The organism is Streptomyces sp. V1I1, from assembly GCF_030817355.1.
Lineage (GTDB): Bacteria > Actinomycetota > Actinomycetes > Streptomycetales > Streptomycetaceae > Streptomyces.
On the sequence record NZ_JAUSZH010000001.1, the window covers coordinates 6,532,707 to 6,552,939 of the forward strand.

Sequence of the window (20,233 nt, forward strand, 5' to 3'; positions counted from 1 at the left end):
GTCCCTATCCTGCCGTCTCCTCCTGGGACAGCGCGAGGGCCGAGTTCGCCAGCGCGATATGGCTGAACGCCTGCGGGAAGTTCCCGAGCTGGCAACGGGCCACCGGGTCGTACTCCTCGGCGAGCAGCCCGACGTCGTTGCGCAGCAGGAGCAGCCGCTCGAAGAGCTCCCGCGCCTCCTTCACCTGCCCCGTCATCCGCAGCGCGTCCACCAGCCAGAACGAGCAGGCCAGAAATGCTCCTTCACCTCCGGGCAGCCCGTCGACCGCCTTGCCCTCGGTGCTGTAGCGGCGTACGAGAGCGCCGTTGGCCCCCAGCTCGTCCCGTACCGCGTCCACCGTCCCGATCACCCGCGGATCGTCCGGCGGCAGAAATCCGACCCTCGGAATGAGCAGCGCCGCCGCGTCGAGTTCGTCGGAGCCGTAGGACTGCATGAACGCGTTCCGCTGCGGGTCGTACCCCTTCTCGCAGACCTCCTGGTGCACCTCGTCCCGCATCGCCCGCCACCGGTCCGCGTCGCCGCGTATCGAGGGATTCGCCTCCAGGGTGCGCACGGCACGGTCCGCCGCCACCCACGCCATCACTTTGGAGTGCACGAAGTGGCGGCGGGGGCTCCGCACTTCCCACAGGCCCTCGTCCGGCTCGCGCCACTTGGACTCCAGGAAGCCGAGCAGGCTGAGCTGCAGATTCCAGGCGTGCTTCTCCGAAGCCAGACCCGCCTCCCGCGCCACAAAGAGGGAGTCGATGACCTCTCCGTACACATCGAGTTGCAGCTGCTCCACGGCCTGATTGCCGATGCGGACCGGTATGGAGCCCGCGTAGCCTCTCAGCCACGGCAGCTCGGTCTCGGGCAGCCGGCGCTCGCCCGCCACCCCGTACATGATCTGCAGGTCCGCGGGGTCGCCGGCCACCGCGCGCAGCAGCCAGTCACGCCAGGCCTTCGCCTCGTCCAGATAGCCGGCCGTCAGCAGTGCGCCGAGCGTGAGAGTGGAGTCGCGCAGCCAGCAGTAGCGGTAGTCCCAGTTCCGTACGCCGCCGAGCTCTTCCGGCAGAGAGGTGGTGGGGGCGGCGACGATCCCGCCGGTCGGCGCGTAGGTGAGCGCCTTGAGGGTGATCAGCGAGCGGATGATCGCCTCGCGGTACGGGCCCTCGCTCGCGCAGTCCGAGGACCACGCGGCCCAGTCCCCAAGGCTGTTCTCCAGCGCTTCGTGGGGGTCGATGAGCTCCGGCCGCGGCATGTGCGAGGGATACCAGGTCAGGACGAACGCGACCTTCTCGCCCGGGCCGACCGTGAACGACGAGCGGGTGCTGAACTGCTGACCCCACGTCTTGACGTTCGGTTCGCTGCGCAGCCATACGGAGTCGGGGCCGGCGACCGCCACGCGGTGGCCGTCCGCGCGCCGCATCCACGGAACGATGGAGCCGTAGTCGAAGCGAATCCGCAGGACGGCGCTCATCTCGACCGTGCCGCTGACGCCCTCCACGATCCGCATGACATCGGGGGTCGTGTCGCGCTGTGGCATGAAGTCGATGACCTTGACCGTGCCGGTGCGCGTCTCCCACACCGTCTCCAGGACGAGCGAGTCGCCGATGTAACGGCGGCTGGTGCAAAGGCCCGCGTCCTTCGGGGCGATCCGCCAGTGGCCGTTGTCCTCGTCGCCGACCAGCGCGGCGAAGCAGGCCGCCGAGTCGAAGCGGGGCAGGCACAGCCAGTCGATGGAGCCGTCCTTGCCGACAAGCGCGGCGGACTGCAGATCGCCGATGAGGGCGTAGTCCTCGATACGTAACGTCACGCTGTGGCGTGTGCCCGCCGGGCGCGGGGGTTAAGCAGCCGTGTCCCCTGCCACTGGCGGCTGTCAGACCGTCGCGGGGGCGGGCTCCGGGGCGTCCTGCGCCGCCGCGGCCTCGCGGTCGCGCTTCTCACGCCGTACGAGAATCACCCAGCCGACGGGTACCGCGGCCGTGAAGAGCCACCACTGGACGGCGTACGCCATGTGCGCGCCGATGGAGTCGTGGTCGGGGTCCGGGATCAGTTCGGGGCTGCTGCCGGCGGGCTCGGGCGCGGACTGCTCCAGATAGCCGCCGAGCACGGTCCGGCCCAGCGCCTTGGCCTGTTGCGCGCTGCTGATCAGCATGACCTGGCGGGGCGGCAGACCGGCCAGGTCCTTGATGCCGCTGGCCTTCGTCGTCTCGTCGGCCTTGAGCCGGCCGGTGACGGTCACGGTGCCCTTGGGGGCGGGCGGCACGGAGGGGAAGGCTCGCTGGTCGGCGGCGGCCGGGATCCAGCCGCGGTTGATCAGGACCGCCCGGCCGTCGGCCAGGATCAGCGGGGTCAGTACATGGAAGCCGACCCGGTCGTCGGCGGAGGTGCGGCGGCGTACGACGACTTCGTGCGAGGTGTCGTAGGTGCCGGTGGCGGTGACCTGCCGCCAGTAGTCGGCGCGCGGGACGGTGTGCCCGGGGGAGGTGAGCTCGGTCACGGGGACGGGCTTCGCCTCAAGGTTTTCGGCGATCAGGGTGTTCTGCGCGACCCGGTGCTGATGGCGGTGGAACTGCCAGAAGCCCAGCTCGATCATCGTGGGGATGAGCACGAGACCGATGAGGGTGAGGATCACCCACTGGCGGGACAACAGGAAGCGGTACACGGCTTCGACCGTACCTGCCGCGGCCTGCGGCCCGGACGCGGGGTCCACGTCCGGGTGCCCGGTCACACCTTGTCGACGATGCCCGCCCTCCCCTCCGCGCGGGCGCAGTGCCCGCCGCAGTACCAGTGGCCATCGACCTCGACGCCCTGACCGATGATCTGGACCCGGCAGTGCTCACAGATGGGCGCCATGCGGTGAATGGCGCAGGAGAAGCAGTCGAAGACGTGCACCGCGCCCTGCGCGTGCACCTCGAAGGACATCCCGTAGTCGTTTCCGCATACCTCGCAACGTGCCATGCGCCACAGGGTGGGACGCGAGGCCGCCGCTCGGCGAGCGGGCGGCGGGCGAGTCGCGCCGGGTTCACTCCGATGCGGGTGCGGGTGCGGGTGCGGGTACTGGCGCTGGTGCCGGTGCGGATGATGCCGGTGCCACGTCACGCAACAGCTGCGTGAAGGCGGCCTCGTCGACGACCGGCGTGCCGTACGACTTCGCCTTGAGCGTCTTCGAGGTCGACGCCTCCGGATCGTTGGTCACCAGCAGACTGGTCAGCCGGGACACGCTGGTCGCGATGTGCAGCCCCGCCTCGATCGCCCGGTCCTCCAGCAGCTCCCGGTCGACGGAGGTGTCGCCGGAGAACGCCACCCGCATCCCCTGCGTCAGCGGCCCGCCCACCTCGTACCGCCCGGGGTTGGGGTAGGGGCAGGCCGGGCGCTTGCGCGAGGGCCGCCAGCTGCTCTGTCCGTACGAAGCCTGGTAGCCGATCCGCGGGGTCGCGGGGGAGTCCGACCACTCGGTGAGGGGACGGCACTCGAGCAGCGGCAGCCGCACCCCGTCGCGGGCCGCGCTGTGCAGACTCGGCCGGAACGCCTCGGCCAGCACCCGCGCATCGTCCAGCGCGTGGTGCGCCCGCTGCTGCACGACCCCGAAGTGCGCGGCGAGCGACTCCAGCTTGTGGTTGGGCAGCGGCAGCCGCAGCTCCTTGGAGAGCGCGATGGTGCACAGCCGCTGCCGGGTGGGCGCGGTGCGCTGCGTCCGCGCGTACTCCCGGGCGATCATCGACCAGTCGAACATGGCGTTGTGCGCGACGAGGACCCGGCCGTCCAGCCGCTCGGCGAACTCACCGGCGATCTCGCCGAACAGCGGCGCGCCCTCCAGCACATCGCTCGTCAGACCATGGATCCACACCGGACCCGGATCCCGCTCCGGGTTGACGAGGGTGTACCAGTGGTCCTCGACATTGCCCTGGGCGTCGAGGCGGTACACGGCAGCGGAGATTATCCGGTCCTCGCGAGCGAGTCCGGTGGTCTCCACGTCGACGACCGCGTACCCCTGGGGATACGCGGCCGGCCACGCCGTTGCTGCGGTTGTACGGTCGTCGAGCATGGTCACAGAGAATACGGGCCCGCACTGACAACTCCGGATCGGCCCGGTCGCCGCGCGGCCCGCCGGAGCCGGATGTCACGGCTTCAGCAACGCGTTCACCAACGCCCGTACGGACGAGGTGAAAAGCCTCTCCGGATCGGCCGGCCGGGCCAGCGCCCGTGCCAGGGCCGGGTCGTGTTCCGCCGTCCTCGCGTCCCACAGCTCGCCCTCGCCCGGCGACTGGACCGGTGAGCGTTCGCGGTTGCGCTCGACGAGTACGAAGCCGACGACCTGGAACTGCACCGCCCGCACCGCTTCGGCGGCGCGCGCCCCGCGCAGCCCCGCGGCGTGCACCTCGTGGACGAGCGCCTGTTGCGCGGGCAGGAACATCCGTTCCGTGAGCCCCCGTTCGTGGACCATCGCGATCAGATGGGGCCGCTCGCGCAGCTCGCGGCGGAGCCTGCGGGCGACCGAGACGACGCGCTGGGCGGGCGTGCGGCCGACGGGCCGGATCGCGCCCATCTCCTGGACCGTGCGCTCGACCAGTGCGTCCAGCAGCGACTCGCGATTGCCGACATGCCAGTAGATCGAGGTGACCGCCGTGCCGAGCTCGGCGGCGAGCCCCCGCATCGTCAGGGCCTGCGGGCCGTGCTGCTTGACGAGGGCGGCCGCCGCGTCGAGGACCTCGTCGCGGGTCAGGGCGGTGCGTGGCATGGTGCCCCCAATTCTCGGGCGCGCAGGGCTCTTTACCCTTCATCCGCAGCGGTGTAACTGTGTTATAGCCCCCCGGAATGGAACATCCCACGCGTACGGTACGGCGCGCGCACCGAGGCGGAGATCGCCGCGGCCCGCGCATCCAGTTCCAAGCTCCCCGACATCTGGTCCACCAGCGTGGTGGCGGTGTGGGAGAGCGACCCGGACGCGGTGGCGGCCAAACTGCCGCCGCCGCTCAAGCCCACCGGGCGGCCCCTCGTACGGGCCACCCACGAGCGCGCGCTGAACGGAGGACGTGAGGTGTTCGGCGAGCCGAAGAAGCTGGGCGAGATCACGGTCGAGCGCGACGGCCTGGTCGTACGGGCCGTGCTCGCCCGGCACGGCATCACCTTCGTCGAGGTGCGGGGCACGGTGGACGGACCGCTTCCGCTGCCCGAGCCCGCCGAAAAGCTCGACATCTACTTCAAGTTCCTGCCCGCGGTCGACGGCCGGGGCTTCGACGCCGACCCCGTACTCGTCCACTGCACCCGCAACGAGAAGATCCGCAGGCTGGAGAGGCTCACCGGCGATGTGGTGCTGCGCGAGTCCGTGTACGACCCCGTCGCGGACCTCCCCGTACGCCGCGTCGTCGAACTCACCATCGGCGAGAAGACCTCCGACCAGAAGGGGCGGGTCGCGGAACGCGTCGGGCCTGCCGGAGCTGTACTCGCGGACGTACGACCCGATCTGGGCGGTCGGCGACGAGCTGGGCGTACCGGTCAACCACCACGGCGGTTCGGCGTCGCCGCCGCTCGGCGAAGAACCGGCCGCCCGCGCGGTGTTCATGGTGGAGACCACCTGGTTCTCGCACCGGGCCCTGTGGCATCTGATCTTCGGCGGGGCCTTCCGCCGCCACCCGGACCTGAAGCTGGTCCTCACCGAGCAGGGCTCGGGCTGGATCCCGGGCGTGCTCGACATGCTGGACTACTACCACGGGCGGCTGGTCGCGGCGGCTTCGCGAGCCTCCAGGGCGGAGTCCAAGTTCGGTGCCGGGCTTGCCGCTTCGATGGGCAAGGGCCCGAGCGAGGTCTGGCGCGACAACTGCTTCGTCGGCGCGAGCTTCATGTGTCCGCACGAGGTGCCGCTGCGCCACCGGATCGGCCTGGACAAGATCATGTGGGGCAGCGACTATCCGCACGACGAAGGCACCACCCCGTACTCCCGCGAAGGCCTTCGCATCGCCTACGCGGGTCTGCCGAGGGACGAGGTCGCGGCGATGGCCGGCGGCAACGCCGCCCGCGTCTACGGCTTCGACCTCGGTCTCCTCGACGCGATCGCGGCCGAGGTGGGCCCGACGGTCGAGGAGATCGCCGAGCCGCTGGCCGAGATCCCGGCGGACGCGACGAGCCCCGCGTTCGCCCGGGGCGGGGTGCGCGTGTGGTGAGCCCGGGGGCGGGTCGTTGCGGGTGTGGTGAACCCCGGGGTGAGACCCTCCCCGGGTGACTGACGCATCCCGGGGCGCACCCCACGACGAAGCTCACGGCGAGGCCCTCGGCGTGCGCCTCAACTGGCTCCGCGCCGCGGTCCTCGGCGCCAACGACGGCATCGTCTCCACCGCGGGCCTCGTCGTCGGCGTCGCGGGCGCCACCGGCTCGCGCGCCACTCTGCTCACGGCGGGTCTCGCCGGACTGCTGGCCGGCTCGATGTCCATGGCGGCCGGTGAGTACGTCTCCGTATCCACCCAGCGCGACTCCGAGAAGGCGGCACTGGCAGTGGAGCGGCGCGAGCTGCGCGAACAGCCGGAGGAGGAACTTCAGGAGCTGACCGGCATGTTGGCGGACCGCGGCCTCTCGCCGGAGGTGGCCCGCGAGGCCGCCGTCCAGCTCACCGAACGCGACGCCCTGCGCGCCCACGCGCGCATGGAGCTCGGCATCAACCCGGACGAGCTGGCCAACCCGTGGCACGCGGCGGGCGCGAGCTTCCTGGCGTTCACGGTGGGGGCGCTGCTCCCGCTGCTGGCGATCGTTCTGCCGCCCTCGTCCCTGCGCCTGCCGGTCACGGTCCTCTCGGTGCTCGCGGCCCTGTGCCTGACGGGCTGGTGGAGCGCGCGCCTGGGCGCGGCGGCGGTGGGACCGGCGGTGCTTCGCAACGTCGGCGGGGGAGCGCTGGCGATGGCCGTGACGTACGGCGCGGGGTCGCTGCTCGGCGCGGTGGGGGTCTGAGGGCCGGACAGTCCGACGGCCGAGTTGGCAGAAGTCACCAATAGCAGCTGACAAGTCGTCTCGCATACTTGTGGGTAACAACGTCTAGCCGTGGTCCGGCCTCCGCCTCTACGGTGCTCGCATGCCGAACCTGCCCGATGTCGTGCTGTGGTCGATACCCGCCTTTGTGCTGCTCACCGTCCTGGAGATAGTGAGCTACCGGTTCCGTCCGGACGAGGACGCCGCCGGCTACGAGACGAAGGACGCCGCCACCAGCATCGGGATGGGGCTCGGCAGTCTCGTCTTCGACGTCCTGTGGAAGATCCCCATCGTCGCGATCTACACCGCGGTCTACGAACTCACCCCCGCCCGCGTCCCCGTCCTGTGGTGGACCGTCCTGCTGATGCTGCTCGCGCAGGACTTCTTCTACTACTGGTCCCACCGCGGCCACCACGTCATCCGGATCCTGTGGGCCTGCCATGTCGTCCATCACTCCAGCCGGAAGTTCAATCTCTCCACCGCGCTGCGTCAGCCCTGGACGAGTCTGACCGTCTGGCCGTTCTATCTGCCACTCATCGCCTGCGGCGTGCATCCGGCCGCGCTCGCCTTCTGTTCGTCCGCCAACCTCGTCTACCAGTTCTGGGTGCACACCGAGCGGATCGACAAGCTGCCGCGGCCCTTCGAGTACGTACTGAACACGCCCTCCCACCACCGGGTGCACCATGCGTCACAAGGCGGCTATCTGGACCGGAACTTCGGCGGGATCCTGATCGTGTGGGACCGGCTCTTCGGGTCCTTCGCGCCGGAGACAGAGCGGCCCGTCTTCGGGCTCACCAAGAACATCGAGACGTACAACCCGCTGCGGGTGGCCACGCACGAGTACGCGGCGATCGCCCGGGACGTACGGGCGGCCCGCACCTGGCGCGAGCGGGCCGGACGGGTCTTCCGCGGACCCGGCTGGCAGCCGGCCGTCCAGACGGCCGCTGCCGAGCCGGAGCGGGTCGCGTGAGCCGGGGCAGCTCCGCCTCGCGGGAGCGGCTCGGCCGAATACTCCTCGTCACGTTCTTCCTCGCCGTCGGCTGCGACCTCGCCTCGCTCGCCCTCGGCATCGACGCCGGGCACACCGCCGCCAAGCCCCTGCTCATGCCGCTGCTCACGGCGTACGCCGCCACCCGCGGCGCACCCCGCCTGCTCCTCGCCGCGCTCCTCTTCGGCTGGGGCGGCGATGTCTTCCTGCTCTCCGGCGCGGACTGGGCCTTCCTCGTCGGGATGGGGTCCTTCGCCGCGGGACACGTCTGCTATCTGCTGCTGTTCCGGCATACGCGCACCTCACCGCTGTTCGCGGGCGCATACGGCATCGCTCTCGTCGGCGCCGTCGCGCTCCTGTGGCCCGACCTCCCCGCCGATCTGCGCATCCCGGTAGCCGGGTACTCCGTGCTGCTCACCGCCATGGCCTACCGGTCGAGCGGGCTCGGCCTCGTCGCGGGCGCGGGCGGGGCGCTGTTCCTGCTCTCCGACATGCTCATCGCCACCGGTGTCGCCGAATGGCCGCAGCTGCCCGTACCCGACTTCTGGATCATGCTCACCTACTGCGCCGCGCAGCTGCTGCTGGCCACCGGCGTGCTCGCCCGGAGCACGCAGGCGTACCGTGAGAGGCGAATCTCCGTCTGATCAGCAAGGACCTCATCCATGCGCGCCACCGTCATCCACGCCCCGCACGACATCCGCGTGGAGGAGGTGCCCGATCCGGCGATCCAGCAGCCCACCGATGCGGTGCTGCGTGTCCTGCGCGCCTGCATCTGCGGCAGCGACCTGTGGGCGTACCGCGGGGAGTCGGCCCGGCAGCCGGGGCAGCGCATCGGGCACGAGTTCCTCGGCGTGGTCGAGGAGGCGGGGTCCGCTGTCACCGGCTTCCGGACCGGTGACCTGGTCGTCGCGCCGTTCGTCTGGTCCGACGGCAGCTGTGAGTACTGCGCGCAGGGCCTGCAGACGTCCTGCCCGCAGGGCGGCTTCTGGGGGTCGGTCGGCTCCGACGGCGGCCAGGGCGAGGCCGTACGCGTGCCCTTCGCCGACGGCACCCTCGTCAAGCTCCCCGCCGACGCCGCATCCGACGAACGGCTGCTGACCGCGCTCCTCGCGCTCTCCGACGTGATGGGCACCGGACACCACGCCGCCGTCGGCGCCGGGGTCACGGCCGGCTCGACCGTCGCGGTCGTCGGCGACGGAGCCGTCGGACTGTGCGGGGTGCTGGCCGCCAAGCGGCTCGGCGCCGAACGGATCATCGCGCTCGGCCGCCACGAGGTGCGTACCGACATCGCCCGTACTTTCGGCGCCACCGACGTCGTCGCCGAGCGCGGCGACGCGGCCGTGGCCGCGGTCCGCGAGCTGACCGGCGGGCAGGGCGCGCACGCCGTGATCGAGGCCGTCGGCACCGAGCAGTCGATGCGTACGGCCGTCGGGATCACCCGCGACGGCGGCGCGATCGGCTATGTCGGCGTGCCGCACGGCAGCGGAACCGGCCTCGACCTGAGCGTGATGTTCGACCGGAACATCGCCCTGCGCGGCGGCGTCGCGCCCGTACGCGCGTACATCCCCGAGCTGCTCCCCGACGTTCTGGACGGCACGATCGACCCGTCGCCCGTCTTCGACCTGTCGGTCGGCCTCGACGGCGTCCCGGCCGGCTACAAGGCGATGGACGAGCGCACCGCGCTGAAGGTCCTCATCACGCCGTAACGCGATCAAGCCGTAACGCGATCACGCCATAACGAGGCCGACGCGGCGCAGCCCTCACGCGACCGTACTCAGCGCCACTGGGGCGCGTCCGTGCCCCAAATGCCGGGCGGGCGCGCCCAGTTGGCCGGGCCGCCCGCGAAGGAGACCGGCGGCAGGGCGTGCCGCAGCCGCCCCACCGGACTGTCCGTCTCGGTGAGCCAGGGCCCGGGGTCGTACGCCGCTTCCTCGGGCTTACCTCTCTCAAGGCCGTTCACCAGCCAGGCCGCCGTCTGGGAGAGGGCGAGCCGCACCAGCCTGGCCCCGCTCTCGTCGTGCTGGTCGGTGAGGGCGCGCAGGACGCCGGCCGCCAGCAGATACCCGGTGCCGTGGTCCAGGGCCTGCGCGGGCAGCGCGCCGGGCTGTCCCTGATCGCCCTCGATCGCGGCGATGCCCGTGGCCACCTGCACCAGGCTGTCGAAGCCGCGCCGCTCGCGCCAGGGCCCGTACCGTCCCCAGGCGGAGAGCTGGGCGACGACCAGCCCGGGCCGGCGGACGGCCAGCGCCTCGGGCGTCAGCCCCGGGAAGCGGTCCAGGGCGCCGGGGCGGTAGCCCAGCACCACCACATCGGCGCTCTCCAGCAGGCCCTCGAAGGTCCGCCGGTCGCCGCCCCGGTCACCGCGGTCGCCGAGATCGAGCCGCGTCGAGCGCTTCCCCATGCCGGTGTCGTTGTGCGCCTCCTGGCTCTCCGGCAGTTGGGGAGCATCGACGCGCAGCACATCCGCGCCGAGCAGCGCGAGCGTGCGGGTGGCGACCGGCCCGGCGAGCACGCGGGTGAGGTCGAGGACCCGCAGCCCGGCGGCCGGCAGAGTCACGTCTCCGGTCAACTCGGGGAGCCGGCGCGGTGGTTGCTCGCCAAAGTCGTAGAGCGACGTGCGTGTCAGCAGCGGCGCGGCGGCAGCCGGCGCCCCCTGCTCGTGTGCCGCCCACTCCTCGGGCGTACGGGCGGCGACCGCAAGACCGCCCGCCGCGTACACCGTCTCCTCGACCTCCGCGGCTCCGCGCCGGCCGATCACGTCCGCGACGGCTTCCACGCCGGCGTCGGCCGGCAGCCCGAGGGCGGCCGGCAACCTGGCGCGGTGGTGCGGGTAGTTGGCGTGCGTACGGACCCACCCGTCGGCCGCCTGCCAGAAGCGGGACAGGGGAGCGAAGGTCGTCGGCGCCTCGCCGTCGACCCGTACCAGCCGGTCGCTGAGGAACGCCGCGGTCACCGCTCCGTCGTCGACGCGGACGGACGGGACGGGGCCGCCGGTGCGGCGGGCGGCGAGTTCGGCCGCGGCCAGTGCGCAGACCGCCACGGTGGAGCGTGCCAGCTCCATGACGGGCAGTTCGGCGGGCAGTCCGCCCGTGCCTTCGTACCGGACGCGGTCGAGGAGAGCGGGATCGCCGCCGAGCGCCGCCCAGGCCTGGGCCGTACCACTGAGTGCTGCCTGAACCATGCAGCCACTATGGCACTCGGTGCCATGCAGAGGGGGGCCGGACGCGGAACCCCGCGCCCGGCCCCGGGTCAAGCACTTCTACCGGCGAACCGCGTCCAGCGCGTCCGCGACGCCCGTCCCGTAGAAGGCGTTGTCGCGCTTGCCGCCCTCGCACACCGCGTCGACCGTGCCGTCGCCGTTGATGTCGTACGGGTTGGTGCACTCGGTGTCGTCGGCCTGCGCGTACAGCAGCGCCTTCACGCCCGACGCCGAAGCGTGCGGGTGCGTCGACTTGATCAGCGCGACGACGCCCGCGACATGCGGCGAGGCCATGGACGTACCGGCCTTGTAGCCGTACCCGCCGCCAGGCAGCGTGGACAGGATCCGGCCGTCGACGGCCGGCGCGTCCGGCTTCTGGAAGAGGGTCGAGTCGCCGCCCGGGGCGGAGATGTCGACCACGCCGAGGCCGTAGTTGGAGTACGACGACTTCAGGTTCTTCGCGCCCAGAGCGGAGACGGTGACGACACCGGGGATCTGGGTCGGAATGTCCAGGCACTCACGCGGGTTGATGACCCGCTCGACCGGAGTGGTGTCGTTCGGGCTCGTCGTGTCGGTGAGCTCGTCGGCGGCGAGGTCCATCCGGGAGTTGCCGGCCGCGGCGACGTTCACCGCGCCCTTGCGCTCCGCGTACCGGATGGCCCGGGCATGTGCCTCGACCAGAGCCGCCTGGTCGGCGTCGTTCTTGCAGTTGAACAGCCACGGGTCGGTGTAGTAGCTGTTGTTGGTCACATCGACGCCGTGCTCGGCCGCCCAGACGAAGCCGCAGACGACCGCCTCGGTGTAGAAGAAGCCGTCCGGCTGCGACACCTTGATGCCGGAGACCTTCACGCCCGGCGCGACGCCGGTGACGCCGATGCCGTTCTTCGCCGCGGCTATTGTGCCCGCGACATGCGTGCCGTGGTCGCTCTCGCCCGGGCCCGGACGCCAGGCGCCGTCCGCGGTGTTGGGCGCGCCGCCCACGCAGCTGACCGACGCTGCGCGGTCGAAGTTCGGCGCGAGGTCCGGGTGCGTGTCGTCGACACCCGTGTCGATGACCGCGACCGTGACCTTCTTGCTGCCCAGCGACTTCTCGTGGGCCTTGTCCGCCTTGATGGCGGGCAGGTCCCACTGCAGGGGCTCGAGCGGGTCCTGGTCCGCGTCCGCCTGGGCGGCCGCGGTCTTGGCCTCGGCGGCAGTGAGCGGACGCTCCGAATCGATCGCCGTGTCGGCCGCGGCGGTCAGCGGGGCCGTGCGAGTTACACCGGCCGACTGGACGCCCTTGACCGTACGGATCGTCTTGGCGAAGTCCGGGTTCTGCGAGTGGACGACGATGACGCCTATCTGGTCGTAGGCGATCACCACCGAGCCGCCGGCCTTGGCTATTGCCTTCTTGACCGATTTGGCGGTGCCGTGCCCGCCCTTGACGTTCACGACGTACGACAGCTTCGGGCCGTCGGTAACCACCGCGGCGGGTACTTCGTCCGCCGGAGCTGCCGAGGCGGCTCCCGCGGGGAGGAAGCCGAGCGAGGCCGTGAGCGCCAGACCGGCGGGCAGGGCAAGCACGCGCCGCCGTCTGGATCCCAGATGAGCCATGGGTTCTCCACATCATCCGTGACAAACCGGCCAGACGCACAATGCGAATGGTCGGGTACATGACCAGCGAAGCTATCGCCGATCATGGGCTGCCATCAATGAGTTGGGGAAGAAATCGGCGGAAAGGCCGGAGAAAGTCCGGCGAGTGTCCAGAAGAAAAAGGCCGATGTTGAACCGGTTCGGTGCGCTCTCCGTGCCGTTGTCAGGGGGTGGAGCAACATCAAACCGCCCCCGACTGTGAGGTCCCCTTGTCCATCCCCACCGCACCCGCGTCGCGAGGAGATTCCGTGGCTACCGATGCACTGCCGCCCCCCGGCGGTACGGACACCAGCCCCGCTCAGCCCACGACAGAGTCGTTCGTCGAGGTGCAGGAGAGTGCGGAATTCGGCGAACTGCGCCGCACCTACCGCTCCTTCGCCTTCCCCCTGACCGTCGCATTCATCGCCTGGTACCTGCTCTACGTGCTGCTGTCCAACTACGCCGGCGGCTTTATGGGCACCAAGCTCTTCGGCAACATCAATGTCGCCCTCGTCTTCGGTCTCGCCCAGTTCGCCACCACCTTCCTCATCGCCTGGCTCTATTCGCGTCATGCCGCCGCGAAGCTCGACCCGAAGGCCGAAGCGATCAAGTCCCGCATGGAGGCCGACGCATGAGCTCCGCGTACGCCGCGTATCCCACCGTCCAGCTGGCCGCCGAGGGTGCGAGCGAACACCGGCCGCTGATCATCACGCTCTTCGCGTGCTTCGTCGTCGCGACCCTGATCATCACCGTGTGGGCAGGGCGCCAGACGAAGAACGCCGCCGACTTCTATGCGGGCGGCCGCCAGTTCACCGGCTTCCAGAACGGCCTCGCGGTCTCCGGCGACTACATGTCCGCCGCGTCCTTCCTGGGCATCGCGGGCGCCATCGCCCTGTTCGGTTACGACGGCTTCCTCTACTCCATCGGCTTCCTGGTCGCCTGGCTGGTCGCGCTGCTGCTCGTGGCCGAACCGCTGCGTAATTCCGGCCGCTACACGATGGGCGACGTCCTCGCCTACCGCATGCGCCAGCGCCCGGTCCGAACTGCCGCCGGAACCTCCACCATCGTCGTGTCGATCTTCTATCTGCTGGCGCAGATGGCGGGCGCGGGCGTGCTGGTCTCGCTGCTGCTCGGCATCACCAGCGACGCCGGCAAGATCGCGATCGTCGCCCTGGTCGGCGTACTGATGATCGTGTACGTCACCATCGGCGGCATGAAGGGCACCACCTGGGTGCAGATGGTCAAGGCCGTCCTGCTCATCGCGGGCACCTTGCTCATCACCTTCCTGATCCTGCTGAAGTTCAACTTCAACCTGTCCGACCTGCTCGGCACGGCGGCCTCGAACAGTGGCAAGGGGTCGGCCTTCCTGGAGCCGGGCCTCAAGTACGGCGCCACCAGCATCTCGAAGCTGGACTTCATCTCGCTCGGTATCGCCCTGGTGCTCGGCACCGCGGGTCTGCCGCACATCCTGATCCGCTTCTACACCGTGCCCACCGCCAAGGCCGCCCGTAAGTCCGTCAACTGGGCGATCGGCATCATCGGCGCGTTCTATCTGATGACGATCGTGCTCGGCTTCGGCGCCGCGGCGCTGCTCAAGCCCGCCGACATCATCGCCTCCAACAAGGCGGGCAACACGGCGGCGCCGCTGGCGGCTCTGGAGATCGGCGGCGGCTCGGGATCCACCGGTGGCGCCATACTGCTCGCGGTGATCTCCGCGGTCGCCTTCGCCACCATCCTCGCGGTGGTCGCGGGCCTGACCCTGGCGTCCTCGTCCTCCTTCGCGCACGACATCTACGCGAACGTCATCCGCAAGGGCAACGCCACCGAGAAGGAAGAGGTCCGCGCGGCCCGCTGGGCGACGGTCGCCATCGGCGTCGTCTCCATCGGGCTCGGCGCAATGGCCCGCGATCTGAACGTCGCCGGCCTCGTCGCTCTCGCCTTCGCGGTCGCCGCGTCCGCGAACCTGCCGACGATCCTCTACAGCCTGTTCTGGAAGAGGTTCACCACGCAGGGCGCGCTGTGGTCCATCTACGGCGGTCTGACCTCGGCCGTGGTGCTGGTGCTGTTCTCGCCGGTCGTCTCCGGCAAGCCCACCTCCATGTTCAAGGAGGCGGACTTCTACTGGTTCCCGCTGGAGAACCCGGGCATCGTCTCGATCCCGCTGGGCTTCCTGCTCGGCTGGCTCGGCTCTCTCCTGTCCAAGGAGGAGCCCGACAAGGGCAAGTACGCGGAGCTCGAGGTCAAGTCCCTGACCGGCACCGGAGCCCACTGAGCAGGACCGTTGTACGAGTCAGGGGTCGCGGCCGCGTCGTAGAGTCCTACGACGCGGCCGCGCCGTACCTCGTGACAATCGGGCCCCCCCGTTGTCAGAGCTCTGACGTAGGCTCGAAGTCATCAGATCCGCGAATGGGGGAGGGGCCCACAGTGCTCATCGACACCTATGGCCGAGTGGCCACTGACCTGCGTGTTTCGCTCACGGACCGGTGCAATCTGCGGTGTACGTACTGTATGCCGGAAGAAGGTCTTCAGTGGCTCGCCAAGCCGGATCTGCTCAGTGACGACGAGATCGTCCGGCTGATTCGCATCGCCGTCACAGACCTCGGCGTCACCGAGGTCCGCTTCACCGGCGGGGAGCCGCTGCTGCGGCCCGGGCTGGTCGGGATCGTCGAGCGCTGCGCCGCTCTGCGGCCCCGCCCCAGGATGTCGCTGACCACCAACGGCATCGGGCTCAAGCGCACGGCCACCGCCCTCAAGGCCGCCGGCCTGGACCGGGTCAATGTCTCGCTGGACACCCTGCGGCCCGACGTCTTCAAGACCCTGACCCGCCGCGACCGCCACCACGACGTGCTGGACGGCCTGGAGGCCGCCCGCGCCGCGGGCCTCACCCCGGTCAAGGTCAATACGGTCCTGATGCCGGGTCTCAATGACGACGAGGCCCCCGAGCTGCTCGCCTGGGCCGTGGAGAACGACTACGAGCTGCGTTTCATCGAGCAGATGCCGCTCGACGCGCAGCACGGCTGGAAGCGCGACGGCATGATCACCGCGGGTGACATCCTCGAGTCGCTGCGTACGCGCTTCACGCTCACCGCCGAGGGCGAGGAGGAGCGCGGCTCCGCGCCCGCCGAGCGCTGGGTCGTGGACGGCGGACCGCACCGGGTCGGGGTCATCGCCTCCGTCACCCGCCCCTTCTGCCAGGCCTGCGACCGCACCAGGCTCACCGCCGACGGCCAGGTGCGCAACTGCCTGTTCGCCCGCGAGGAGACGGATCTGCGCGCGGCGCTGCGCTCGGAGGCTCCCGACGAGGAGATCGCCCGTATATGGAAGCTGGCGATGTGGGGCAAGAAGGCGGGCTCGGGCCTCGACGACCCGGCGTTCTTGCAGCCCGACCGTCCGATGTCAGCGATCGGCGGCTGAGGACTCCCACTCCGGGAGCGTCACGACATCCTTCAAGAAGCCACGCACACCCAGGAATTGGGAGAGATGCTCACGGTGCTCCTCACAGGCGAGCCAGGTCTTGCGGCGCTCCGGGGTGTGCAGTTTCGGGTTGTTCCACACGAGCACCCAGACCGCCTCGGCGCGGCAGCCCTTGGCGGAGCAGATGGGTGTTTCGTCACTCATTGATATTCATCCCAAACAAGGCGACGCCGAGCAGCCACGGGGGGAGCTGCCCGGCGTCGGTCCGTCGCTCCGACGGGGGATGCGGAGCGCGCTTCGAAGTATGTCACGGGGAACGGGGTGGAGTGCACTGGAACTTCACGATTGATCTGAGCTCTTATTGAGCTTTGCGGCCCCGTGGAATCAGCTCTGTTCCGGTCTCTGACGGTCCCGTTCGAAGCCGTCGGCTTCCGCCTCGGCTTCCGCGGTGGGTTCCGCGGTGGGTTCCGCGCCGGGGGGTGCGGGGACGGGCGCGATCATCGGCCGCGACGGGGTGGGGACGAACGTCGAGGGCAGCGAAGGGGGGTTCTCGCGGCCCGCGTTGGCGATCACCACGGCGATGTACGGGAGCACCCCACCGAGCACCAGCGCCACGATCGCCACGTGGCGTTCCACATTCCACAGGACCGCGGCGAGGATCACCGCCACGGTCCGCACCGACATCGAGATCACATAGCGACGCTGTCGGCCGCGCACATCGTCGGCGAGCCCCTGCCGGGCTCCCGTGATCCGGAAGACCTCCGTATCGCCGTGCTTCCGCATCACGTTCCACCACCTGGATTCCGCGCCGGACGCTCCCCGGTCCTGACGTGTTCCACCGTACGCCGCGGCTGCGACACCTACGAGAGTGGGTCATGGCCCGGCTGCCTGTCCCCAGCTGCGCCGTAGCGCGTATGGCGTCGCCCGACATGCGCTGTATGGCCGATCGGCTGACACTGGCGGCATCACTGCTCACGTAGAGCCGTACGAGGAGGCAGCCATGGGCTGGTTGTGGGCGATCATCGTGGGATTCGTGCTGGGCCTGATCGCAAAGGCGATCCTGCCGGGCAAGCAGCACATGCCCCTCTGGCTGACCACCATCCTGGGCATCGGCGGCGCTGTGCTCGGCAACTGGATCGCGATGGGGCTCGGGATCGCAGAGACCAGTGGCATCGACTGGGGCCGCCATCTGCTTCAGATCGCGGCGGCCGTTCTGCTCGTTTTCCTGGGCGAGATGGCGTACAACGCCGCACGGGGCAGCAGGCAGAGAGCCTGATCCAGCAACGGCGACGGCCGACCGGGCGCGATGCCCGTCCGGCCGCCGCCGTGAGGTGTGTGCGCCGGATCAGGCCGTCGTGACCTCGACCGCCGCGAGGTTCTTCTTGCCGCGGCGCAGCACGAGCCAGCGGCCGTGGAGCAGATCGTCCCGCGACGGTACGGCGTCCTCCGCGGCGACCTTGACGTTGTTCACGTAGGCGCCGCCCTCCTTGACCGTGCGGCGGGCGGCCGACTTGCTGGGGACCAGGCCGACCTCCGCGAGCAGGTCCACCACCGGGGCCAGCTCGGCTACCTGGGCGTGCGGCAGCTCGGAGAGCGCCGCACGCAGCGTCGCCTCGTCGAGCTCGGCCAGCTCGCCCTGACCGAACAGCGCCTTCGACGCGTCCACAACCGCCGCGCACTGGTCGGCGCCGTGGACCAGCGTCGTCAGCTCCTCCGCCAGCGCCCGCTGGGCCGCACGCGCCTGCGGGCGCTCCTCGGTCAGCTTCTCCAGCTCCTCGATCTCCTCGCGGGACTTGAAGCTGAAGATCCGCAGGAACTTGGAGACGTCCCGGTCGTCCGCGTTCAGCCAGAACTGGTAGAAGGCGTAGGGCGTGGTCCGCTCCGGGTCCAGCCAGACCGTGCCGGACTCCGTCTTGCCGAACTTCGTGCCGTCGGCCTTCGTGATCAGCGGGGTGGCCAGCGCGTGCACGTCGGCCTCCGGCTCGACCCGGTGGATCAGGTCTGTGCCCGCGGTGAGGTTGCCCCACTGGTCGCTGCCGCCGGTCTGCAGGACGCAGCCGTACCGCCGGTACAGCTCCAGGTAGTCCATGCCCTGCAGGATCTGGTAGCTGAACTCGGTGTAGCTGATGCCCGCGTCGGAGTTCAGCCGCCGCGCGACCGCCTCCTTCGCGATCATCTTGTTGACCCGGAAGTACTTGCCGACGTCGCGCAGGAAGTCGATCGCCGACAGACCCGACGTCCAGTCCAGGTTGTTGACCATGGTCGCGGCGTGCGGTCCTTCGAAGTCGAGGAACCGCTCGATCTGCCCGCGCAGCCGCTCCACCCAGCCCGCGACGACCTCCGGCGCGTTCAGCGTGCGCTCGGAGTTCGGCTTCGGGTCGCCGATCAGACCGGTCGCCCCGCCGACCAGACCCAGCGGGCGGTTGCCCGCCTGCTGGATCCGGCGCATGGTGAGGATCTGGACCAGATTGCCGAGGTGCAGGCTCGGCGCGGTCGGGTCGAAGCCGCAATAGAACGTGACGGGACCGTCCGCGAACGCCTTGCGCAATGCGTCCTCGTCAGTGGAGAGGGCGATCAGCCCACGCCACTGCAGTTCGTCGACGATGTCCGTCACTTCTCTCGCGTCTCCTTCGGTGTGCTTGCAGACGTATCCGAGGTTATACGCCCTGGCTGACCGAACTCATATTGAAATCCGGGACCCGGAGCGCGGGCATCGCGGCCCGGGTGAACCAGTCGCCCCACTCGCGCGGCAGCGTCTTCTCGGTGCGGCCCGCCTCGGTGGCCCTGGACAGCAGGTCGACGGGCGACTCGTTGAACCGGAAGTTGTTCACCTCGCCGACCACCTCGCCGTTCTCCACGAGGTAGACGCCGTCCCGGGTCAGGCCGGTCAGCAGCAGCGTCGCCGGATCGACCTCGCGGATGTACCAGAGGCAGGTCAGCAACAGCCCGCGGGCGGTCGCGGAGACCATCTCGTCCAGCGAGCGCTCACCGCCGCCGTCCAGGATCAGATTGTCGATCCCGGGGGCGACCGGCAGCCCGGTCAGACCGGCGCTGTGCCGGGTGGTGATCAGGTGCTCCAGCTTTCCGCCGCGTACCCAGTCCGTCGCCGACAGCGGCAGGCCGTTGTCGAAGACCGAGTGGTCGTCGCCGGACGCGTGCGCGATCACGAACGGCGCGGACTCGAGCCCCGGCTCGTTCGGGTTGCTGCGCAGGGTCAGCGGCAGCGGCGACAGCGTCTCGCCGACGCGGGTGCCGCCGCCGGGCTTGGAGAAGACCGTACGGCCCTCGGCCGCGTCCCGGGCCGTGGACGACCACATCTGGTAGATCAGCAGATCGGCCACCGCGGTGGGCGGCAGCAGCGTCTCGTACCGGCCCGCGGGCAGGTCGATCCGGCGTTCGGCCCAGCCGAGCCGCTGCGCGAGCTCCGCGTCGAGGAGCGCCGGGTCCACGTCCTTGAAGTCCCGCGTGGAGCGGCCGGCCCAGGCGGACCGTGAGCGGTCCGGGGACTTGGCGTTGAGCTCCAGCGTCCCGTTGGGCTGGTCATGGCGGAGCCGCAGCCCCGTCGACGTGCCGAGGTAGGTGGAGGTCAGCTCGTGGTTGGCGAAGCCGTACAGCTCCCGCTCACCGGCCCGGGCGCGGGCGAAGGCCTCACCCAGCGCGGGCGCGAAATCCGCGAAGACGGCGGAGGAGGTCTCGGCGGGCGGGTCGGTGAAGTCGGGGGAGGCGGGGACCCCCTCGACGAGCGGCTGAGCGTCCTCGGCGGGCCCGGCCCCGCGCGCGGCGGCCTCCGCGGCCCGTACGAGCGGCTCGAGGTCGTCGGCGGTGACGGCGGTCCGCGACACGACACCGGACGCGGTGCCCTGGGCACCGTCGACGGTCGCGATGACGGTGAGGGTGCGGCCGCGGGTGACGCCGTTCGTCGTCAGGGCGTTGCCGGCCCAGCGCAGATTGGCCGACGATTCCTCGTCGGCGATGACGACACAACCGTCGGCAGTGGACAGCTCAAGGGCACGCTCGACGATCTCGTACGGCTTGCTGATACGGCTCATCGACCGGCCTCCTGCGTGGTGTTGAGACTGTGC

At 70.4% G+C, this 20,233-nt stretch carries 19 protein-coding genes and 2 pseudogenes; 10 read left to right on the plus strand and 11 right to left on the minus strand.

The window, feature by feature from the left end; all coding sequences use genetic code 11:
- Positions 1 to 4: 4 nt before the first annotated feature.
- From QFZ67_RS30575 to QFZ67_RS30595, 5 genes are all read right to left on the minus strand, one after another.
- Positions 5 to 1,792 carry a glycoside hydrolase family 15 protein gene (locus QFZ67_RS30575; protein ID WP_307664288.1) on the minus strand — a complete coding sequence of 596 codons (1,788 nt, stop codon included), beginning with the start codon at positions 1,790 to 1,792 and terminating at the stop codon, positions 5 to 7.
- Between the two features lie 63 nt (positions 1,793 to 1,855).
- Entirely contained in the window at positions 1,856 to 2,644 is a 789-nt protein-coding gene (locus QFZ67_RS30580) for an SURF1 family protein (protein ID WP_307666022.1), read from the minus strand.
- Between the two features lie 62 nt (positions 2,645 to 2,706).
- A complete protein-coding gene (locus tag QFZ67_RS30585) occupies positions 2,707 to 2,940 on the minus strand; it encodes a hypothetical protein (RefSeq protein ID WP_307664289.1) in 234 nt (77 codons plus the stop codon).
- Between the two features lie 64 nt (positions 2,941 to 3,004).
- Positions 3,005 to 4,027 carry a DEDDh family exonuclease gene (locus QFZ67_RS30590; RefSeq protein ID WP_307664290.1) on the minus strand — a complete coding sequence of 341 codons (1,023 nt, stop codon included), beginning with the start codon at positions 4,025 to 4,027 and terminating at the stop codon, positions 3,005 to 3,007.
- Positions 4,028 to 4,102: 75 nt separating this feature from the next.
- The gene (locus QFZ67_RS30595) at positions 4,103 to 4,720 is read right to left on the minus strand and encodes a TetR/AcrR family transcriptional regulator (protein WP_307664291.1); all 618 of its coding nucleotides are present in this window, start codon (positions 4,718 to 4,720) and stop codon (positions 4,103 to 4,105) included.
- Positions 4,721 to 4,804: 84 nt separating this feature from the next.
- Between QFZ67_RS30595 and QFZ67_RS30600 the strand changes: the two are divergent.
- From QFZ67_RS30600 to QFZ67_RS30625, 6 genes and pseudogenes are all read left to right on the plus strand, one after another.
- Positions 4,805 to 5,407 (plus strand): annotated as a pseudogene (locus QFZ67_RS30600) (acetoacetate decarboxylase family protein); the annotation flags it as partial.
- Positions 5,406 to 6,143, plus strand: a pseudogene (locus QFZ67_RS30605) (amidohydrolase family protein); the annotation flags it as partial. The pseudogenes QFZ67_RS30600 and QFZ67_RS30605, both read left to right, overlap by 2 nt.
- 55 nt (positions 6,144 to 6,198) lie before the next feature.
- Complete coding sequence (locus QFZ67_RS30610; protein ID WP_307664292.1) at positions 6,199 to 6,921, plus strand: VIT family protein; 723 nt, start codon at positions 6,199 to 6,201, stop codon at positions 6,919 to 6,921.
- Positions 6,922 to 7,042: 121 nt separating this feature from the next.
- Positions 7,043 to 7,909, plus strand: coding sequence for a sterol desaturase family protein (locus QFZ67_RS30615; protein ID WP_307664293.1), 867 nt, complete (start codon positions 7,043 to 7,045; stop codon positions 7,907 to 7,909).
- Complete coding sequence (locus QFZ67_RS30620; protein ID WP_307664294.1) at positions 7,906 to 8,571, plus strand: lysoplasmalogenase; 666 nt, start codon at positions 7,906 to 7,908, stop codon at positions 8,569 to 8,571. Before QFZ67_RS30615 ends, QFZ67_RS30620 begins: the two co-directional genes overlap by 4 nt.
- 18 nt (positions 8,572 to 8,589) lie before the next feature.
- Positions 8,590 to 9,633: a zinc-dependent alcohol dehydrogenase family protein gene (locus QFZ67_RS30625; RefSeq protein ID WP_307664295.1), complete on the plus strand. Its 1,044-nt coding sequence runs from the start codon at positions 8,590 to 8,592 to the stop codon at positions 9,631 to 9,633.
- A 68-nt stretch (positions 9,634 to 9,701) separates the two neighbouring features.
- Here the strand turns inward: QFZ67_RS30625 and QFZ67_RS30630 are convergent, their stop codons facing one another.
- Positions 9,702 to 11,108, minus strand: a complete 1,407-nt coding sequence (locus QFZ67_RS30630) for a CoA transferase (protein ID WP_307664296.1) — start codon at positions 11,106 to 11,108, stop codon at positions 9,702 to 9,704.
- 78 nt (positions 11,109 to 11,186) lie between these two features.
- Positions 11,187 to 12,719, minus strand: a complete 1,533-nt coding sequence (locus QFZ67_RS30635; protein ID WP_307664297.1) for a S8 family serine peptidase — start codon at positions 12,717 to 12,719, stop codon at positions 11,187 to 11,189.
- A 287-nt stretch (positions 12,720 to 13,006) separates the two neighbouring features.
- On the opposite strand from QFZ67_RS30635, the gene QFZ67_RS30640 reads away from it, so the two are divergent.
- The 3 genes from QFZ67_RS30640 (at position 13,007) to moaA (ending at position 16,151) form a co-directional block, all read left to right on the plus strand.
- Complete coding sequence (locus QFZ67_RS30640) at positions 13,007 to 13,372, plus strand: DUF485 domain-containing protein (protein WP_307664298.1); 366 nt, start codon at positions 13,007 to 13,009, stop codon at positions 13,370 to 13,372.
- Complete coding sequence (locus QFZ67_RS30645; protein ID WP_307664299.1) at positions 13,369 to 15,009, plus strand: cation acetate symporter; 1,641 nt, start codon at positions 13,369 to 13,371, stop codon at positions 15,007 to 15,009. Before QFZ67_RS30640 ends, QFZ67_RS30645 begins: the two co-directional genes overlap by 4 nt.
- 152 nt (positions 15,010 to 15,161) lie before the next feature.
- Positions 15,162 to 16,151: a GTP 3',8-cyclase MoaA gene (gene moaA, locus QFZ67_RS30650; protein WP_307664300.1), complete on the plus strand. Its 990-nt coding sequence runs from the start codon at positions 15,162 to 15,164 to the stop codon at positions 16,149 to 16,151.
- Here moaA and QFZ67_RS30655 read toward each other — a convergent pair.
- Both QFZ67_RS30655 and QFZ67_RS30660 read right to left on the minus strand, forming a co-directional pair.
- Positions 16,134 to 16,355, minus strand: coding sequence for a hypothetical protein (locus QFZ67_RS30655; RefSeq protein ID WP_307664301.1), 222 nt, complete (start codon positions 16,353 to 16,355; stop codon positions 16,134 to 16,136). The genes moaA and QFZ67_RS30655 overlap by 18 nt on opposite strands.
- Positions 16,356 to 16,535: 180 nt before the next feature.
- On the minus strand, positions 16,536 to 16,934 hold the full coding sequence (locus QFZ67_RS30660; RefSeq protein ID WP_307666023.1) for a DUF3099 domain-containing protein: 399 nt from the start codon (positions 16,932 to 16,934) through the stop codon (positions 16,536 to 16,538).
- A gap of 217 nt (positions 16,935 to 17,151) precedes the next feature.
- On the opposite strand from QFZ67_RS30660, the gene QFZ67_RS30665 reads away from it, so the two are divergent.
- Positions 17,152 to 17,427, plus strand: a complete 276-nt coding sequence (locus QFZ67_RS30665) for a GlsB/YeaQ/YmgE family stress response membrane protein (RefSeq protein ID WP_307664302.1) — start codon at positions 17,152 to 17,154, stop codon at positions 17,425 to 17,427.
- A 69-nt stretch (positions 17,428 to 17,496) separates the two neighbouring features.
- On the opposite strand, the gene tyrS is transcribed toward QFZ67_RS30665, so the two are convergent.
- Together tyrS and QFZ67_RS30675 are read right to left on the minus strand one after the other, a co-directional pair.
- Positions 17,497 to 18,765, minus strand: coding sequence for a tyrosine--tRNA ligase (tyrS, locus tag QFZ67_RS30670; protein WP_307664303.1), 1,269 nt, complete (start codon positions 18,763 to 18,765; stop codon positions 17,497 to 17,499).
- 43 nt (positions 18,766 to 18,808) lie between these two features.
- Positions 18,809 to 20,200 (minus strand): metallopeptidase TldD-related protein, encoded by a 1,392-nt coding sequence (locus QFZ67_RS30675; RefSeq protein WP_307664304.1) that lies wholly within the window; start codon positions 20,198 to 20,200, stop codon positions 18,809 to 18,811.
- Between the last annotated feature and the right edge of the window lie 33 nt (positions 20,201 to 20,233).

What these genes read in the sequence shown, in the direction of transcription:
- QFZ67_RS30585 (WP_307664289.1), bottom strand. Translation starts at nt 2,940, where the DNA reads ATGGCACGTTGCGAGGTATGCGGAAACGACTACGGGATGTCCTTCGAG.
- QFZ67_RS30660 (WP_307666023.1), bottom strand. Translation starts at nt 16,934, where the DNA reads ATGCGGAAGCACGGCGATACGGAGGTCTTCCGGATCACGGGAGCCCGG.
- QFZ67_RS30595 (WP_307664291.1), bottom strand. Translation starts at nt 4,720, where the DNA reads ATGCCACGCACCGCCCTGACCCGCGACGAGGTCCTCGACGCGGCGGCC.
- QFZ67_RS30675 (WP_307664304.1), bottom strand. Translation starts at nt 20,200, where the DNA reads ATGAGCCGTATCAGCAAGCCGTACGAGATCGTCGAGCGTGCCCTTGAG.
- QFZ67_RS30590 (WP_307664290.1), bottom strand. Translation starts at nt 4,027, where the DNA reads ATGCTCGACGACCGTACAACCGCAGCAACGGCGTGGCCGGCCGCGTAT.
- QFZ67_RS30665 (WP_307664302.1), top strand. Translation starts at nt 17,152, where the DNA reads ATGGGCTGGTTGTGGGCGATCATCGTGGGATTCGTGCTGGGCCTGATC.
- QFZ67_RS30615 (WP_307664293.1), top strand. Translation starts at nt 7,043, where the DNA reads ATGCCGAACCTGCCCGATGTCGTGCTGTGGTCGATACCCGCCTTTGTG.
- QFZ67_RS30645 (WP_307664299.1), top strand. Translation starts at nt 13,369, where the DNA reads ATGAGCTCCGCGTACGCCGCGTATCCCACCGTCCAGCTGGCCGCCGAG.
- QFZ67_RS30625 (WP_307664295.1), top strand. Translation starts at nt 8,590, where the DNA reads ATGCGCGCCACCGTCATCCACGCCCCGCACGACATCCGCGTGGAGGAG.
- QFZ67_RS30635 (WP_307664297.1), bottom strand. Translation starts at nt 12,719, where the DNA reads ATGGCTCATCTGGGATCCAGACGGCGGCGCGTGCTTGCCCTGCCCGCC.
- QFZ67_RS30630 (WP_307664296.1), bottom strand. Translation starts at nt 11,108, where the DNA reads ATGGTTCAGGCAGCACTCAGTGGTACGGCCCAGGCCTGGGCGGCGCTC.
- QFZ67_RS30655 (WP_307664301.1), bottom strand. Translation starts at nt 16,355, where the DNA reads ATGAGTGACGAAACACCCATCTGCTCCGCCAAGGGCTGCCGCGCCGAG.